The sequence below is a fragment of the Roseovarius sp. AK1035 genome, from assembly GCF_003288315.1.
In the GTDB taxonomy this organism is placed as follows: domain Bacteria; phylum Pseudomonadota; class Alphaproteobacteria; order Rhodobacterales; family Rhodobacteraceae; genus Roseovarius; species Roseovarius mucosus_A.
On the sequence record NZ_CP030099.1, the window covers coordinates 3,142,106 to 3,159,433 of the forward strand.

General features: G+C 59.1%; 16 protein-coding genes. 6 read left to right on the forward strand and 10 right to left on the reverse strand.

What is annotated here, in order from left to right:
* Positions 1–47 precede the first annotated feature (47 nt).
* Positions 48–701, forward strand: coding sequence for an alpha/beta hydrolase (locus RAK1035_RS14990; RefSeq protein WP_008280960.1), 654 nt, complete (start codon positions 48–50; stop codon positions 699–701).
* Positions 702–711: 10 nt separating this feature from the next.
* Positions 712–975: a hypothetical protein gene (locus RAK1035_RS14995; protein ID WP_008280961.1), complete on the forward strand. Its 264-nt coding sequence runs from the start codon at positions 712–714 to the stop codon at positions 973–975.
* A gap of 4 nt (positions 976–979) precedes the next feature.
* On the opposite strand, the gene RAK1035_RS15000 is transcribed toward RAK1035_RS14995, so the two are convergent.
* The gene (locus RAK1035_RS15000) at positions 980–3,406 is read right to left on the reverse strand and encodes a GcvT family protein (RefSeq protein WP_008280962.1); all 2,427 of its coding nucleotides are present in this window, start codon (positions 3,404–3,406) and stop codon (positions 980–982) included.
* A 184-nt stretch (positions 3,407–3,590) separates the two neighbouring features.
* A complete protein-coding gene (locus tag RAK1035_RS15005; RefSeq protein WP_008280963.1) occupies positions 3,591–3,959 on the reverse strand; it encodes a hypothetical protein in 369 nt (122 codons plus the stop codon).
* 253 nt (positions 3,960–4,212) lie between these two features.
* Here RAK1035_RS15005 and RAK1035_RS15010 point away from each other — a divergent pair, with 253 nt between their 5' ends.
* Positions 4,213–6,621 (forward strand): GcvT family protein, encoded by a 2,409-nt coding sequence (locus RAK1035_RS15010; RefSeq protein WP_008280964.1) that lies wholly within the window; start codon positions 4,213–4,215, stop codon positions 6,619–6,621.
* 72 nt (positions 6,622–6,693) lie between these two features.
* Here the strand turns inward: RAK1035_RS15010 and RAK1035_RS15015 are convergent, their stop codons facing one another.
* Together RAK1035_RS15015 and RAK1035_RS15020 are read right to left on the reverse strand one after the other, a co-directional pair.
* On the reverse strand, positions 6,694–6,918 hold the full coding sequence (locus tag RAK1035_RS15015; RefSeq protein ID WP_008280965.1) for a DUF2842 domain-containing protein: 225 nt from the start codon (positions 6,916–6,918) through the stop codon (positions 6,694–6,696).
* A gap of 9 nt (positions 6,919–6,927) precedes the next feature.
* The gene (locus RAK1035_RS15020; protein ID WP_008280966.1) at positions 6,928–8,223 is read right to left on the reverse strand and encodes an adenylosuccinate synthase; all 1,296 of its coding nucleotides are present in this window, start codon (positions 8,221–8,223) and stop codon (positions 6,928–6,930) included.
* A 203-nt stretch (positions 8,224–8,426) separates the two neighbouring features.
* Between RAK1035_RS15020 and secG the strand changes: the two genes are divergently transcribed.
* Positions 8,427–8,789: a preprotein translocase subunit SecG gene (gene secG / locus RAK1035_RS15025; protein WP_008280967.1), complete on the forward strand. Its 363-nt coding sequence runs from the start codon at positions 8,427–8,429 to the stop codon at positions 8,787–8,789.
* Between the two features lie 169 nt (positions 8,790–8,958).
* Positions 8,959–10,602, forward strand: a complete 1,644-nt coding sequence (locus tag RAK1035_RS15030; protein WP_008280968.1) for a CTP synthase — start codon at positions 8,959–8,961, stop codon at positions 10,600–10,602.
* 10 nt (positions 10,603–10,612) lie between these two features.
* On the opposite strand, the gene RAK1035_RS15035 is transcribed toward RAK1035_RS15030, so the two are convergent.
* Entirely contained in the window at positions 10,613–11,698 is a 1,086-nt protein-coding gene (locus tag RAK1035_RS15035) for an ABC transporter ATP-binding protein (RefSeq protein ID WP_008280969.1), read from the reverse strand.
* A gap of 158 nt (positions 11,699–11,856) precedes the next feature.
* Between RAK1035_RS15035 and RAK1035_RS15040 the strand changes: the two genes are divergently transcribed.
* Positions 11,857–12,330: a DUF2059 domain-containing protein gene (locus tag RAK1035_RS15040; protein ID WP_008280971.1), complete on the forward strand. Its 474-nt coding sequence runs from the start codon at positions 11,857–11,859 to the stop codon at positions 12,328–12,330.
* 9 nt (positions 12,331–12,339) lie between these two features.
* Here RAK1035_RS15040 and fabZ read toward each other — a convergent pair whose 3' ends face one another.
* From fabZ to RAK1035_RS15060, 5 genes are all read right to left on the reverse strand, one after another.
* The gene (gene fabZ, locus RAK1035_RS15045; protein ID WP_008280972.1) at positions 12,340–12,804 is read right to left on the reverse strand and encodes a 3-hydroxyacyl-ACP dehydratase FabZ; all 465 of its coding nucleotides are present in this window, start codon (positions 12,802–12,804) and stop codon (positions 12,340–12,342) included.
* A gap of 74 nt (positions 12,805–12,878) precedes the next feature.
* On the reverse strand, positions 12,879–13,484 hold the full coding sequence (locus RAK1035_RS15050; protein ID WP_008280973.1) for an OmpH family outer membrane protein: 606 nt from the start codon (positions 13,482–13,484) through the stop codon (positions 12,879–12,881).
* 2 nt (positions 13,485–13,486) lie between these two features.
* Entirely contained in the window at positions 13,487–15,823 is a 2,337-nt protein-coding gene (gene bamA, locus RAK1035_RS15055) for an outer membrane protein assembly factor BamA (RefSeq protein ID WP_008280974.1), read from the reverse strand.
* 94 nt (positions 15,824–15,917) lie between these two features.
* Positions 15,918–16,043: a hypothetical protein gene (locus RAK1035_RS20665; RefSeq protein WP_257788536.1), complete on the reverse strand. Its 126-nt coding sequence runs from the start codon at positions 16,041–16,043 to the stop codon at positions 15,918–15,920.
* Between the two features lie 115 nt (positions 16,044–16,158).
* Positions 16,159–17,325 (reverse strand): pyridoxal phosphate-dependent aminotransferase, encoded by a 1,167-nt coding sequence (locus RAK1035_RS15060; RefSeq protein ID WP_008280976.1) that lies wholly within the window; start codon positions 17,323–17,325, stop codon positions 16,159–16,161.
* Between the last annotated feature and the right edge of the window lie 3 nt (positions 17,326–17,328).

Sequence of the window (17,328 nt, forward strand, 5' to 3'; positions counted from 1 at the left end):
GTCGTCAAGATTATCGCACTCACCCATGAAGAGGACACAGGGAACCCATGCCCGAGGTTATCTTTCCCGGCCCCGAAGGCCGGCTCGAAGGCCGCTACCACCCGCAAAAGGAAAAAGACGCGCCCATCGCGATCGTGTTGCATCCGCATCCGCAATTCGGCGGGACCATGAACAACAAGGTCGTGTATAACCTGCACTACGCCTTTTACAACATGGGCTTTACCGTGCTGCGCTTTAACTTCCGCGGGGTGGGTCGCAGCCAAGGCGAATACGATCAAGGCATCGGTGAATTGTCCGATGCAGCCTCGGCGCTTGATTACCTGCAATCCATGAACAACAATTCCAAACATTGCTGGGTCGCAGGCTTTTCCTTTGGCGCTTGGATCGGCATGCAGCTTCTGATGCGGCGGCCCGAAATCACCGGCTTCATCTCTGTGTCGCCCCCCGCCAATATGTATGATTTCAGCTTTCTGGCACCCTGCCCCGCCTCTGGCCTGATCATCAACGGCAGTCATGATCGGGTGGCCCCGCCTGCGGATACCAAGTCTTTGGTGAACAAGCTGCATGAACAGCACGGCATCACCATCACCCATCAAGAGGTCGAGGGTGCGGATCACTTCTTCAAAGAGCCGCATATGGACACGATGATCGGATCGGTCAGCACCTATGTCAAACGGCGCCTGACCGAAAATACACGCTAAGGAGCACCCCATGGGCGTGACCGAGGATTTGGCCGACGAATTGGCCCGCGACGTGATCAAGGCGGTCGAGGCGACCGGCGATGAGATGATTATCACCGATGTGCAAAAGATCCTCGGGGCCACCTCACAAACCGCCGAAGAGGCGTTCTTGACCGCTGTGCGTGTGCGCCGCGCCAATATCAAGGCGCGGGCCTATCTCGTGGAAAAGCTCAAACGCATGAAGGCCGCAAAAGAGGCCGCCGCTGGCGCTAAAAACGACAGCGGCGACGCCTGAAGCCTCAGGAGCGCAGGCGTGCGCCCTCTGGGTCGAACGGTGCCGCGTGCAGAATATGCGCGCGGTGCGGGCGACCCAGCACCATCACTTCCACCGCATCGCCCGGCATCGCCCCGCCCTTGACATAGCCAAGCGCCAAACTCATGCCGACGGAATAGCCATAAGCCCCCGAAGACACGCGCCCCACGCCCAAACCGTCCTTGAAAATAGGCTCGCCACCCGTGGCATCGGCATTGGATGCGCTTACATCCGCCTCCTCCAGATGCAAGATCACCAGCCGCTCACGGGGTTCTTGGCCGATCACCGCCTCAAGCGCGGGCTTATTGAGAAAATCCTTGTCCATCTTGCACAGCGCGGCAAGCCCCGCCTCTTGCGGCCAATATTCGGGGCTATATTCGCGGCTCCACGATCCATACCCCTTCTCGATGCGCAGGCTCATCAGCGCCCGGCTGCCCACAGGCCCGGCCCCGATCTCGCGGCCCGCTGCCAACAAGGCGGCGTAAAGCTGCGCCTGATCCTCGGCGGGACAGTGCAATTCCCAGCCAAGATCGCCGGTGAAACTGACACGGATCGCAACGCAATCGACCCCAGCCAGTTCAATCCGCGCCGAGCGCATAAAGGGGAAATCCTCTGTCGCCAATGAGGCATTGGTCAGCCGTTGCAGCATCTCGCGCGATTTAGGCCCGGCCACGTTGAACCCACAGACTGTGTCGGTCAGGCTCTCGAATGTGGTCCCTTCCGGCAACGGCACGGCATCAAAGAACCGCTTGTGATAACGCTCGGCCATGCCCGAGGAGATCACCCAGAACTCGTCTTCGGCCAGCCGCGTTACGGTGGCATCGCCCGCGATGCCGCCTCGCACGCCAATCAGCGGCGTCAGGCACGACCGCCCCACCGCCTTAGGCATCCGGTTGGCAAAGACCGCGTTCAGCCACTCCTCCGCCCCCGGCCCCTTGACCCGGTACTTGGCAAAATTCGAGATGTCGATGATACCGGCCCGCGCGCGCAGCATCTTGCATTCCTCACCCACCGGCCCCCACCAATTCTGGCGGGTAAACCCGTTGGTGTCAGTCGTGCCGGGCGCGTCCGAGAACCACAGCGGATGCTCCCAGCCATAGTTCAGGCCAAACACCGCACCCATGTCTTTTTGCATCTGATAGACGGGCCGTGTCCGCAAAGGCCGCCCCGCGCTGCGCTCTTCATTCGGAAAATGGATCGAAAAGCGATGCGCGTATTGATCGCGAACCTTGGCCTTTACGAATTCGCGATTATTGGCCCAGAGACCAAACCGCGCAACGTCCCACGCAAACATGTCATATTTCATTTCGCCGTTGATCAGCCATTCGGCGACCATCCAGCCCATGCCCGCCGACTGGCTAAAGCCGGGGATGATGCCATTACAACAGAAATACCCCTTAAGCTCGGGCACAGGCCCCAGAATCACGTTGCTGTCGGGTGACCAGATCATCGGGCCGTTGATCACCCGCTTGATCCCCGCCGTGCCCACAACAGGCACCCGGTCTATCGCGCGCAGCATGTTTTCTTCAATCCGCTCCAGATCGTCGGGAAATAGGTCATGCGCAAAATCGAGTGGCGTGCCGTCCTCGGCCCAGAACCGCATATCGCGCTCATAGGCGCCGATCAGCAGCCCCTTGCCCTCTTGGCGCAGGTAATATTCCCCGTCGCGATCCGCCACCGACGGCAAACGCCGATCCAGGCCCGCAATCTCAGCGATCATTTCGGTGACGAAATACTGGTGTTCGGTGGGTTGCAGCGGCAATTCGATGCCCGCCAGCTTGGCCACCTCACGCCCCCAAAGCCCTGCCGCGTTGATCACCCAAGGCGTATGGATATTGCCCTTGGGCGTCTCGACGATCCAAGACCCATCCGCCTGCTGCACTGTCGCCGTAACCGGGGTGAAGCGGTGGATTTCCGCACCGCGCTGCCGTGCGCCCACCGCATAGGCATTGGTCACGCCAGACGGATCAACATTGCCGCCATCGGGCTCATACATGATGCAGCGGATACCGTCGAAATTCACCAGCGGATGCAGGCGTTCTGCCTCGTCCCGGCCAATTTCATGAAAATTCATGCCGTAAAGCTTGGCCTTGGCAGCTTGCAGGCGCAACTGATGCTCGCGATTCTCGGTTTGTGCCAGATAGAGACTGCCGGGCTGGAACACGCCACAGCTTTGTCCGGTCTCTGCCTCCAACTCGTTATAGAGGTTCATCGTGTAATGTTGCAGCCGGCTGATATTGGCACTGTCGTGCAGCCCGTGGATATTCGCAGCGGCATGCCATGTGCTTCCGCTGGTCAATTCATTGCGCTCCAAAAGGACAACATCGGTCCACCCGAGCTTGGTCAGGTGGTAGAGAATCGAGCATCCGATAACGCCGCCGCCGATCACGACAGCCTGTGCATGGGTTTTCATGGGGGGTCCCTTTGGAATTTTCTGCCCATATCCTGAAGCGGTGGACCGCAATTCGATTGCCGATCCCCGACATATTCTGTCGCTGTGATGCAAGTCAGCGCCAATGAGCAAAAGATTGGCCTGCCCCCACAGGGACAGGCCGCACACCAAATAAATCGGTCAGAAGAGTCAGAGCTGCGTTACCTCAGCAAATGCCAAAGGTCTCGCTGATCACCGTGCTTCCGGCAACCTTGACCGACACTTTGACGCCGGTCGGGATGCCGAACTTGGTGCAAATGTCCAAACACGCTTCGGCAGCAGTGCCATCGGGGATGGATACGGGCAGAGGCAGGCAATGTTTGCCAAGCCCGAGTGGAAGGTTGATACAGACTTGATGGTTTGACACGCTGACAGAGATGCACTGAGCCGCGACCGCAACATGCCCACCACCCGCCGGAAGAGCGGACTGTGCGGTCAGATTCTTGGCTGCGGTATGGCCCTCATGCCTGCGGCGCGCGACGTCAAGGGCGGCATCAACTGCGCTTTGATCAAATTCATAAAAATCTTGTGCCATTTCAAAGGCCTCCTAGGTTAAATTGATGTTACCCGCACAATAACGCGAGCAATTAACTAATACTTTAAAGGGATAATCTTTTCAATGATTCTCCCTATGATTGTATTTTCACAAGATTTGTTAAAGCAATCTCTGGTGGATTCTGTGCCATACCGCGCAAAGCCCTAGGCAAATACGGCATAATCTGTCGCTAACAGACATGATCTTTCCAGCGCCACTGGCAGGCTCTGGCAAAATCTCAGGGAGTTATAAAATGAAGACCAGCACCCGTGTGGTCGTGATTGGCGGCGGTGTCGTCGGCTGTTCCGTGCTCTATCACCTGACCAAGCTGGGCTGGTCAGATGTCATGCTGTTGGAGCGTTCGGAATTAACCTCCGGCTCTACCTGGCACGCCGCGGGCGGGTTTCATACGCTGAACGGTGATACCAATATGGCGGCCCTTCAGGGCTATACCATCCGCCTTTACAAGGAGCTTGAAGAGATCACCGGCATGTCCTGCGGGCTGCATCATGTTGGCGGTGTGACGCTTGCCGACAACCGGGACCGCTTTGACATGCTTTTGGCCGAGCGGGCCAAACACCGCTACATGGGCCTCGACACCCATATCGTAACACCCGAAGAAATCGCCAAGATCGCGCCGGTGACCAATATCGAGGGGATCATCGGCGGTCTCTACGATCCGCTGGACGGGCATCTTGACCCGTCTGGAACCACCCATGCCTATGCAAAGGCTGCGCGCATGGGCGGGGCCAGCATCGAGACGCATTGCATGGTGCGTGAAACCAAACAGCGCGCCGATGGCACTTGGGATGTTGTAACCGACAAGGGCACCATCCACACCGAGCATGTGGTCAACGCGGGCGGCCTCTGGGCGCGCGAGGTGGGGGCAATGGCGGGCGTCTACCTGCCGCTGCATCCGATGGAACATCAGTACATCGTCACCGACGAAATTCCCGACATCTACAACCGCGAAACCGAACATCCGCATGTCATGGACCCCGCCGGCGAAAGCTATCTGCGCCAAGAGGGTCGCGGGCTGTGTATCGGCTTTTATGAACAGCCTTGCAGGCCATGGGCAGTTGACGGAACGCCATGGGATTTCGGCCACGAGCTCTTGCCCGACAACCTCGACAAGATCGAAGCCAGCATCGAATTCGCCTATCGTCGTTTTCCCGTTCTCGAAGACGCGGGCGTCAAATCGGTCATTCATGGCCCCTTTACCTTTGCCCCCGATGGCAACCCGCTGGTCGGCCCCATCCCCGGACTGCGCGGCTATTGGTCGGCCTGCGGCGTGATGGCGGGCTTTTCTCAGGGCGGTGGCGTCGGCCTCATGCTGGCGCAATGGATGATCCACGGCGAATGCGAACGCGACGTGACGGCGATGGATGTGGCGCGCTTTGGCGACTGGATCACGCCGGGCTACACCCGGCCCAAAGTCATTGAAAACTATCAGAAACGGTTCAGCGTCAGCTACCCGAACGAAGAACTGCCCGCCGCACGCCCTTTCCGCCAAACACCGATGTACGAGGTCTTCGACGGTATGGGCGCAGTCTGGGGCGCACAATATGGTTTGGAGGTGGTCAACTACTTTGCCAAAGCCGACGAGCCGCGCTATGAGACGCCCTCGTTCCGCCGCTCCAACGCATGGGATGCAACCGCGCGCGAGGTCAAAGCCGTCCGCGAGGCCGTGGGCATCAATGAGGTGCATAATTTCGGCAAATACCTTGTCACTGGGCCAAATGCCCGCGATTGGCTCGACCGGATCATGGCCGGGCGCATTCCCAAGCCGGGGCGGCTCTCGCTCACGCCGATGCTCTCGCCCAAGGGGCGGCTCTGGGGCGATTTCACGGTCTCTTGTCTCAATGACACGACCTTTCAACTCACCGCCTCTTATGGCGCGCAAGCTGTCCATATGCGCTGGTTCGCGCAGAACGAGGCGACAGGCGTGCGTGTTGAGAATATTTCCGACCGGCTTAACGGGTTCCAAATCGCCGGGCCAAAAGCGCGCGAGGTGCTCATGGCCTGCACCCGTGACCCGCTGGGCGAGATGCGCTTTATGGATGTGCGCCGCGCCACCGTGGGGATGGTTGACTGCCTTGTGCAGCGTGTCAGCTATACCGGCGACTTGGGTTATGAGATTTTCTGTGATCCGATGGCACAACGCGCGCTCTGGGATGTGCTTTGGTCGTCGGGGCAAAAGCACGGGATGCAGCCCTTTGGGATGCGGGCGATGATGTCACTGCGGCTGGATCGGTTCTTTGGCTCTTGGCTCAACGAGTTCTCGCCAGACTACACGCCCGGCGAGACCGGGATGGACCGGTTCATCAGCTTTACCAAGAACACCGATTTCTTTGGTCGCGCGGCGGCCGAGGCGGAGCGTGCGACAGGTGCGGCGCGTAAACTGGTGGCGTTTGAGGTCGAAGCGCTGGACGCCGATGTCAACGGATACGAACCGGTCTGGATCGACGGCGAGGTGCGTGGCTTTTGTACCTCGGGCGGCTATTCGCACCATGCGGGCAAATCCATCGCGCTCGCCCTCATTCCCGCAGATCTGGCCGAGGCGGGGCTGCAGGCCGAGATCGAAATCTTGGGCCACAAGCGGGCGGCAAAGATGCTCACCGAAGCACTCTTTGACGTGGACGGGGCGCGGATGCGCGGCTGAAATAGAAAACCGGCGCATGCTCAGGGGCAAGCGCCGGTTTTTTACGTATTTTCAGGGATATGAACGGCTAAGTTAATCTTTTGACGCGTCCGGGTCAGGTTGCCCCACCCCAAGGAACACGCGCTTGAGCGGCACGATCCAAAGGAATCCCAACCCCACGTAAATCAGCAATTCCACCCAGATCGAGGGCCGATCCATCCAGTTCACAAGGGTCACTGCCGCCACCACATAGGCAGGCAAGCCCACCAGCAACACCACCAATGACCAGCGTTTCCGGGCCTTGTAACTGAGCGGCATCGGTCCTCCTCAATCTGCGAAAGGGTCTGTCACGAGGATCGTATCCTCGCGCTCGGGTGAGGTAGATAGTAGGGCGACGGGACAGTCGATCAACTCTTCGACGCGGCGCACATATTTGATGGCCTCGGCGGGCAGATCGGCCCAACTGCGCGCGCCCTCGGTCGATTGCGACCAACCCGGCAGCTCTTCATAGATCGGCGTGCACCGCGCCTGTTGATCGGCAGCGGTCGGCAGATAATCCAACCGCGTGCCGTCCAGATCATAGCCCACGCAGATTTTCAGCGTCTCGAACCCATCAAGCACATCAAGTTTCGTGAGTGCGATGCCAGTGACGCCAGAGGTCACGCAGGTTTGCCGCACGAGACAAGCATCAAACCAGCCGCAGCGCCGCTTGCGCCCCGTCACCGTACCAAACTCATGCCCGCGCTCGCCAAGGCGTTGACCATCCGCATCGTGCAATTCGGTCGGAAACGGCCCTTCGCCCACGCGCGTGGTATAGGCCTTGACGATGCCCAACACATAGTCAATCGCCCCCGGCCCAAGGCCCACGCCGGTGGCCGCCTGACCGGCGATCACATTGGAAGAGGTCACAAACGGGTAGGTGCCAAAATCAATATCCAGAAGGGCGCCCTGCGCGCCTTCAAACAGAATCCGCTTGCCCGCGCGGCGCTGTTCATTCAGCACCTTCCACACCGGAGCGGCATAGGGCAGGATCTGCGCCGCGATGTCTTTCAGCTGAGCAATCAGGGCCTCACGATCAACCGGGGCGATGCCAAGACCGCGCCGCAACGGATCGTGATGCTGAAGCGCGCGGTCCACGCGCGCGATCAAAGTGGCCTCATCCGCCAGATCCGCCACCCGGACCGAACGACGCCCCACCTTGTCCTCATAGGCAGGCCCGATGCCGCGCCCTGTGGTGCCGATCTTGGTGCCTTTGCTGGCCGCTTCTTCGCGGGCGCGGTCCAATTCACCGTGAATCGGCAGAATGAGCGGGGTGTTTTCGGCAATCATCAGCGTCTCGGGTGTGATCGTCACGCCCTGCTCGCGGATCGACGCGATCTCTTTGACCAGATGCCAAGGGTCCAGCACCACACCATTGCCAATGACGCTCAGCTTGCCACCCCGCACCACGCCAGAGGGCAGCGCGTTGAGCTTGTAGACCTTGCCGTCGATCACAAGAGTATGGCCCGCATTATGGCCACCCTGAAAGCGCGCGATCACATCGGCGCGTTCACTCAGCCAATCGACGATCTTGCCTTTTCCCTCGTCCCCCCACTGGGCCCCGACGACGACGACATTTGCCATGATTTACCCCTCGGCATTTGGTCCAAACCGCGCGCCGGTATAACGGGGGGATGCGCCGGGTGAAACATCTAATTCACCACAGCCCCCCGAGACGCCGTTACATTCCCCGATTTGGCACGCCAGAGCCGATTGCCGGGTTGCGGGCGGGCGCGGAATTGCATAGATAGCGGCAGATCGAGACATAAGCACAGGCCCCCTGATCCATGGAAAATGTCGTTCTGACCGTCCATCTTCTTCTTGCGCTCGCCCTTATCGGCGTGGTGCTGCTGCAACGCTCCGAGGGCGGCGGGCTTGGCATGGGTGGCGGTGGTGGCGGGGCCATGACAGGCCGCGCGGCGGCCACGGCCCTGGGCAAGATGACATGGATTCTCGCGGCGGCATTCATCGTGACCTCGATCACGCTGACCATCATCGCGGCGCAAAATGCCGCTGGGGTCTCGGTTCTGGACCGTCTGACCGATCAGCCGCCCGCGGCAGAGACGACCACGCCCGCGCTTCCCGATGTTGACGCATTGATGCCACCGCCTGCAGGCGATACGGCACCTTTGACACCGACAGCGGACTGACACAATTCTTTGAGGGCACGACGGGATTACGCAACATCATCTAGCGGTTGGCTTGCGTAATCCTAGCGAATCCTGTAGAGGTTAAATCCCGTGGCAGGGTGGTCTTTTGGGCCATCTCTGGGTTTTTTGACCGACCATAAAAAACACGAGATCACGGGGGCCTCAGCGCATGGCACGATATATTTTCATCACCGGCGGCGTTGTGTCTTCGCTCGGCAAAGGGCTTGCTTCGGCCGCACTTGGGGCGCTGTTGCAAGCGCGCGGGTTCTCAGTACGGCTCCGCAAACTTGATCCCTATCTCAATGTCGATCCCGGCACGATGTCGCCTTTTGAGCATGGCGAAGTCTTCGTGACCGATGATGGTGCCGAAACCGATCTTGATCTTGGCCATTACGAACGGTTCACCGGCGTGCCAGCACGGATTTCTGACTCGGTCAGTTCCGGGCGCATCTATTCCAATGTGCTGGAAAAGGAACGCCGCGGCGATTACCTCGGCAAAACCATTCAGGTGGTGCCGCATGTCACCAATGAAATCAAAGACTTCCTGAGCATTGGTGAGGATGAGGTTGATTTCATGCTCTGCGAAATCGGCGGTACTGTCGGCGATATCGAGGGGTTGCCCTTCTTCGAGGCGATCCGCCAGTTCAGCCATGACCGCCCGCGCGGACAGTGCATTTTCATGCATCTAACCCTCCTGCCCTATCTTGCCGCCAGTGGCGAGTTAAAGACCAAACCGACGCAACACAGCGTCAAGGAATTGCAGAGCATCGGCATCGCGCCTGATATCCTTGTCTGTCGCTCGGAACAGCCGATCCCGGACAAGGAACGCGAAAAGATTGCGCTGTTTTGCAATGTCCGCAAAGAACATGTCGTCGCGGCCTATGATCTCAAATCCATTTATGAGGCCCCGCTGGCATATCACCGCGAAGGGCTGGATCAGGCCGTGCTCGATGTGTTTCAAATCAGCCCCGCCCCCAAACCCGACCTGACAGTCTGGCTTGATGTGGTGGACCGCATCCAAAACACCGACGGGGCGGTCAATATCGCCATTGTCGGCAAATATGTGCAGCTTGAGGATGCCTATAAGTCGATCAAAGAGGCGCTGATCCATGGTGGCATGGCCAACCGGGTCAAGGTCAACGTGGAATGGGTCGATGCCGAGATTTTCGAGCGGGAAGACCCCGCCGCCCACCTTGAGGGGTTTCACGCCATTCTTGTGCCCGGCGGCTTTGGCGAACGTGGCACCGAGGGCAAGATCAAGGCAGCAGAATTCGCCCGCACCCGCAAGATCCCCTATCTCGGCATTTGCCTTGGCATGCAGATGGCGGTGATTGAGGCCGCGCGCAATGTGGCCGGCATGAAGGACGCCGGATCAGAAGAGTTCGATCATGAGGCTGGCAAGCGCCGGTTCGAGCCGGTCGTCTACCACCTCAAGGAATGGGTGCAGGGCAACGAGAAGGTTCAGCGCAAGGTCAGCGATGACAAGGGCGGCACCATGCGTCTTGGGGCCTATGATGCCGTGCTCAAGGACGGCACGCGGGTTGCGGCGATCTATGGCACCACCGCGATTGATGAGCGTCACCGCCACCGCTATGAGGTGGACACCAAGTATCGCGAGAAGCTCGAAGGCTGCGGCCTGACGTTTTCGGGGATGTCGCCCGATGGCCGCCTGCCCGAGATTGTGGAATCGTCAGATCACCCGTGGTTCATCGGCGTGCAATATCACCCCGAACTGAAATCCAAGCCTTTCGCGCCGCATCCGCTCTTTGCGGATTTCGTGCGCGCGGCGCTTGCAACCTCGCGTCTGGTCTAAGACGCGCGCCTCAGCCCTTAACGGGAAAAAGGAAACAGCGGTCGCGCCGGATCATCAGCCAGAGCGCCTTGCCCGGTCTGGGCAGGAACACGTTGGGCACGGTGGCCTTGAGTAGTGACCCGTCGTGATCCATACGAAACTCGACCAGGCTCTCGGACCCCATGAAGCGCGCGCGCTCGACCACACCGCGCGCGGGCGTGCCATCCTGTGGGGTTGGATTGGGGCCGCGCCCGTGCCGGTCAAAGTCGATCTTGATGTGCTGTGGCCGGATCACAATCTCGACTTCGCTGCCCTCATAGGCCCCCGGCGAGAGAAACTGACCAAACGGGGTATCAACCAGCGAGCCGCGCACCCGCCCCCGGATCACATTGACCTCTGAGAAAAACGCCATGGCGCTGCGATCCACGGGGGCGTTGTAGACGTTATAGGGCGCACCCTGCTGCACGATCCGCCCATCGCGCATCAGCGCAATCTCATCAGCCATGCGCATCGCCTCTTCGGGCTCATGCGTCACCAATAGCACCGCCGTATCCTGTTCGCGCAGAATTTCCAGCGTCTCGTCGCGGATACCGTCGCGCAGGCGGTTATCAAGACCGGAAAAAGGCTCGTCCATCAGCATGATACCGGGACGGGGTGCCAATGCTCGCGCAAGGGCAACGCGCTGCTGCTCGCCCCCGGAAAGTTCATGGGGATAGGCGTTAAGATATCGCGAAAGCCCAACCCGATCGAGCAATTCCTCGATGCGACGTTGCTTGGCGGCCTTATCCCCGCTCAGGCCAAAGCCGACATTCCGCGCCACGCTCAGATGGGGGAACAGCGCGAAATCCTGAAACATCAGACCGATATGACGCCGCTCGGGGGGCACGCGATAGACCGTGTCACAGACCAGCGAGCCATCCACCCATATCTCGCCCGAATCCTGCATCTCGACCCCTGCGATCATCCGCAGCGTCGTCGATTTGCCACATCCAGACGGCCCCAGCAGGCAGGTCACATGCCCCGGCATCACCCGCAAGGAGACGTTATTGACCACATGCCGACCGTCGTAGCGGCGCATCAGGTTCTTGATTTCCAGCCGGGGAATTGGGGTCTGCACCGGGGCCTCTTGGTCTATCCGATCAATTCTATCGGGTTTTGTCCGCTGGAAATATCAACCCCTCGCCACCTGTGCAAGCCATATGGCGGCCGTCCGTTGACAGCCCGGCACAGAGCTGTTTGGTTACAACGATCTTTCACCCTCAGGAGTTGCTCCCCATGCGGATTTTGACCGGCGCTTTGGTTGCGCTTTGCCTTGCCATACCTGCGCATGCACAGGATGAGCGCGCCGCCCGTGTCGCTATTGCCAAGGACTATATCGACGCCACCGTGACCGACGCGGACATCGAGGAATTTATTCGCCGCCTCTGGCAGCCTATGATCCAGCAAATAGCGGCCAACGGTCAGCGACTGTCAGAAGAGCAGCTTGCCGAGATCGACAAACTTTTTCTCGATCACCTGACACAGCCCCTGACCGATGTGATGCGCAAGCAAGATGAGGTCATGGCCGACCTCATGACATTAGAGGAGTTGACCGCCCTGCGTGATTTCTACACCTCCGAGCACGGCGGCGCAGTCATGCGCAAGATGCCGCAATTGGCACAAATTCAGCAGCCGATGATTTCAGCCACGCTTCAAGACGCAATGCCAGATATCATGCCCAAGATCGAAGCGATCACCACGCCTCAATAACTCTGCGCTTCAGGCTTTGGGCAGGTCCATCATAGCAGTGAACTCGGCCTCTGCGGCGAGTTCACCCTCAACCTCTGCAATCCCCGAGAATTTCCAGACCTTGCCCCCCGGCTTGCCCCGCGTCGTGTGCAGCTTCATTTCAAGCACATCGCCCGGCACCACCATGCGTCGAAACTTGGCGCTGTCGATGGCCATGAAATAGACCAGCATATTGCGATCCTGCATCTCAAGCGCGGTGCCCACCATTACGGCAGCCGTCTGCGCCATGGCCTCGATGATGGTGACGCCGGGCATGATCGGCTTGCCGGGAAAATGCCCTTGGAAATGCGGCTCGTTCATGGTCACGTTCTTGATCCCACGCGCCGATTGATAACCGTCAATGTCGACCACCTTATCCACCAGCAAAAACGGATAACGATGCGGGATGATCCGCTGAATCAGATGAATATCTGCGGATTTGAGGGACTCGGTCATGGGTTGTCCTTTCACGTGCCGTGCCCCGCGTGCGTAGCAATCCGCAGGACTATGGGCAAGATGACTTGCGTTACCTAATCGTTCGTGGGTGCGGGTTGGCTTGGCGTCTGATCGCTGGGCACCGTCGCATCTGGCACCAGCGGCCCAACACCGATCTGTTCATTGATCCGCAGCACTGCCAAGTCCGTGACATCTGCTGCGCCGCTGTGCAACAACACCGCGCGCGCATCAATCATCACCATTGCATTGGCCTCGGTCAGCAGGTCCGACAGCACCGGCTGCACGACACGCATGAACTGAATCGGGATCAATTCGCGCCGCCGTTCCAATTCCCGAGAGCGCCGCTCGCTCTCAAGACGCAGCTCTTCGACCCTCTGGTCAAATGCATCGGCCATGTCCCGGAACGCATTGGGTGCCGTGGTCGCGCGCAACGCGGTCAGCCTCTGCTCTTCCGCTTCCAGCTCCTGCGCGATCGTTTCATTATAGGCGATCAGCCGGTCCCGCTCGGCCTGAATGTCTTGTTGCAAACGCTTGCCATATTCGGACTCGAGCAGCATGCGTTCGGGGTCGATCACCAAAACATCGCTCTGGATGACGCCGATCTGCTGCGCATAGAGAGGAAAGGCCGCGCCAAGAGTGACCCCAAGGCACAGGCCCAACCGGGCAAGCGCCGCACGCATGATCAGAATTCCGTGCGAACGGTCAGATCAAAGGTCTGCTCGATATCGCCCGGTTCCTTTTCGAGGGCCTTGGAAAAGTTCATCCGGATCGGACCAAATGGCGACGACCAGAACAAGGAAACACCAATCACGTGGCGCGCCTTGAACCCTGTCGACGACAGTGTATTGCCCGGCGCAACCGATCCCCGGTTTCCAATACCCCAGATTGAGCCGATATCGTAAAAAGCACCGCCCGTGATGCCATATTCATCCGGCAGACCAAGTGGGAACTCTGCTTCAAACTTGAGGGCTGCGAAAAAATCACCGCCCAAAAGCTCGTTACCTTCGATCGGTCCCATGCCGTTCGGCTCAAACCCGCGAATGACCTGAGATCCAAAACGATTGAGGAACCGGCTATCCCTGCTTCCAGAGAAGTTGAGCGCGCCCCCTTCAAGGATTGCGCGAAGCGTCACATCCTCGTTCAAGACCGTGGTCTGTCCCACAAGCCGCGCCGTGGTTTTGATGAAATCGTTATCCCCACCAAGTCCAGCGAATTCCTGACCAAAGGACAAAAGCACACCGGCATTGGGGTTTAGCCCACCGGCCCGCGTGTCAAAGCTGAAATTATAGCCCACGGAACTGGTCCATAGCCCGCCTTGCGCGATCTCGTTCTGAAGAATGCCGGACGTGCCCTGATAGTCGGTCATATCCTCGTAGCTGGTATTGTAATAGACATTCAGGCGCGTGTTCTCGCCAGTCGGAAACGTCAGACTGGGCCGGAACGTTCCGATTGCCGTATCAAAAAGACTGTTGTCGCTTTCGGTTTCCCGGAAAGAGAAATCGAGACCAAGCGCCACGTCCCGCCCAAGAAAGGCCGGTTCAACAAAGCCCAAGTTGTAGTTGATGTTGTCAGCCGTCGCGAGAATCTGAGCCGTCAGTTGCTGACCGCGCCCGATGAAATTGCGCTCGGAAAAGCCAAGCGAAACGCCAAGACCCGAGTTGGTCGAGAAACTCGCCCCGACCGAAACGGTGCCGGTTGTGGTTTCCTCGACATCTGTTTCGATCACAACCTGATCGGGGCGTGATCCCTCGCGGGCGTTCACGTCGACGTCCTCGAAATAGCCCAAAGCCCGGATACGGTCCGCAGCCTGTTGGATCGAGCGCGGGTTAAAGGGATCACCCTCGGCCTGATCAAATTGGCGCCGGATCACGCGGTCAAGCGTGGTGGTGTTGCCTTCAATGTCGATCCGCTCGACAAATACGCGCGGACCGCGTTGGATCACGAATTCAACATCCAGCGTCAAATCCCGGTCGTTGCGCGTGATCCGTGGCTCGACGCGCATGAAATCGACACCATTCTTGAGCGCCAAACGCTCCATCCGGGCGATGGAGCTTTCGACCAGCGTCGGTGAATAGACCACTCCGGGTTTGATCTTGAGTGTGTCGCCATAGATTTCGGCCTCGACACCGTTAATTTCGCTAACGGTGGTGATTTCCCCAAACCGGAACTGTTGGCCTTCTTGAATGTTGAAGGTAACGAAATAGGCATCCCGCTCGCGCGCAAGCTCGGCATTGGTGCCGGTGACGCGAAAATCGACAAACCCGCGCGAATTGTAGAAATCGCTCAGAACCTGCCGATCAAAATTAACGCGGTCCTCGACGAATGTATCCCGTTCGATCAGGGCGCGCAGAAGGCCTGTCTGCTTGCTTTCAACCACACGACGCAGGCGCGTGTCGGAAAAGGCCTTGTTGCCAACAAAACCGATGCGCTGAACCTCGATCTTGCGTCCTTCAAAGATTTCAAACACCAGATCGACGCGATTGTCGCTCCGGCGGATCACTTTGGGTGTCACCCGCGCAGCGATGCGGCCGTTCTGGCTATAGGCCTCAGAGATAACGCCAGCGTCCCGCTCGGCCTGTGTCGGGCTGAACACCTGACGCGATTTGCTCTGGATGAACCCGGCAAGGTCTTCATCCTTGATCTTGTCGTTACCCTCAAACGCGATCTGGTTGATCGTCGGAAACTCGACCACGCGGATCAAAAGATTGCTGCCCTGCGGCACCAGCTCCACATCTTCAAAAAGACCCGATCCAAGGATTTTTTGGTACGCGTCGTTCAGCTGCCCCGCCGAGACGGTCTCGTTGCGCGCAATGCCCGCATAGGACAGAATCGTTCCGGTTTCGATCCGTTGGTTTCCTTCAATCGCCACAGAAGAAAAGCGATAGGATTGCGCATCGGCCCGCTGGCCCGTTCCAAGCAGAAAAACAACAAAGAAGAGCGCGAAGATGCCACCTGCGCCTATCCGCGCCGCAAGAAAAAGGTTGCGGCCCTTTGGCCGATCCACGTCGCGATTATTCATTGCTCAAACCCAGTCAGACATCCCATTGAGGATGTCAGTAACCCGTCTGTCTGGCCTTGTCAAAATGCGAGTGCGGGCCGCGCAACCTCACAGCTCATAGGGTGCCGATATAGGCCGCCGCCAAGAGTGCCGCCCCAAGGGTCGCCACATAGAGCAGGAAATCCGCGTTCACATGCAAAAGCACGCGTGCCCCGCGATAGCCATTTCTGATCTGTTGCATGTCATGCCCCGGTATCGAAAGTTTCAGAGTCGGCACGAAAGTGACACAGCCGTTCGGCAACAACATGCCCAGAATGTGGCAAATTTCTGACAAGCGGCCCTTAAAAGGTCCGCCCTTAGATATCTTGCGCCCTTGCCATGCCCCGGCTGACCATGAACTGTCGAAGCCGCGTCAAACCTTCCTCGATATCCGCCGTGGCACGGGCATAGGAAAACCGCAGCGTTCCCGCCCCGCGCAAGGGATCAAAATCAAGCCCCGGCGTGACCGCAACCCCTGCGTGTTCCAGAATTTCGGCAGCAAAGGCACGGCTGTCTTGGGTCAGATGGCTGACATCGGCATAGACGTAAAACGCGCCATCGGGCGGCGCGATACGGTCAAACCCTGCCTTGGGCAGCCCCTCCAGCATTAGCGCCCGGTTGCGCCGGTAAACGGCCATATTGGCCTCCAACTCCTCGGAACAGTCCATCGCCGCAAGGGCCGCCACCTGACTGACATGGGGCGGACAGATAAAGAGGTTCTGCGCCAGCCGTTCGATGACGCGCACATGATCTTCGGGCACCACCATCCAGCCAATCCGCCAGCCCGTCATCGAAAAATACTTTGAGAAAGAATTGATCACATAACAATCGTCAGTGATTTCCAGCGCTGAGACCGCACGACGCTCATACTCGATGCCGTGATAAATCTCGTCACTTATAAATGCTGCGCCCTGCCCCTCTGCCGCCGCAATCAACCCGCCAAGCGCCGCGCGGTCCAGCATCGTACCCGAAGGATTCGCCGGGCTGGCAACCAAGAGCCCCTGCAAATCCTGTCCCTGCAAATCGCCCGGCACCGGCTGCAGGCGGTTTTCCGCCGCCGTCTCGATATCCACCGGCACAAGATCAAGCGCGCGCAGGATCTGGCGATAGCTGGGATAGCCCGGCGCGCCGATCCCCACACGGTCGCCCGCGTCAAAAAGCGCTGTAAAGGCCAGAATGAAGGCCCCGGACGAACCGGGCGTAATCACCACACGTTCCGGGTTCAAATCGAGATTATACCAATCGCCATAAAGCTGCGCGATCCGCGCCCGAAGCGCTGGCAGGCCAAGCGCCACGGTATAGCCCATGGGCTCTGTCGCCATGGTTCGGGCCAACGCCGCGCGCGCACCCTCTGGCGCGGATGTGCCGGGTTGCCCCACTTCCATGTGGACAATGTCACGTCCCGCAGCTTCGGCGCGGCGGGCGGCCTCCATCACATCCATCACGATGAAGGGATCAATTTGGCTCCGGGTTGAGTTCCGCATTGG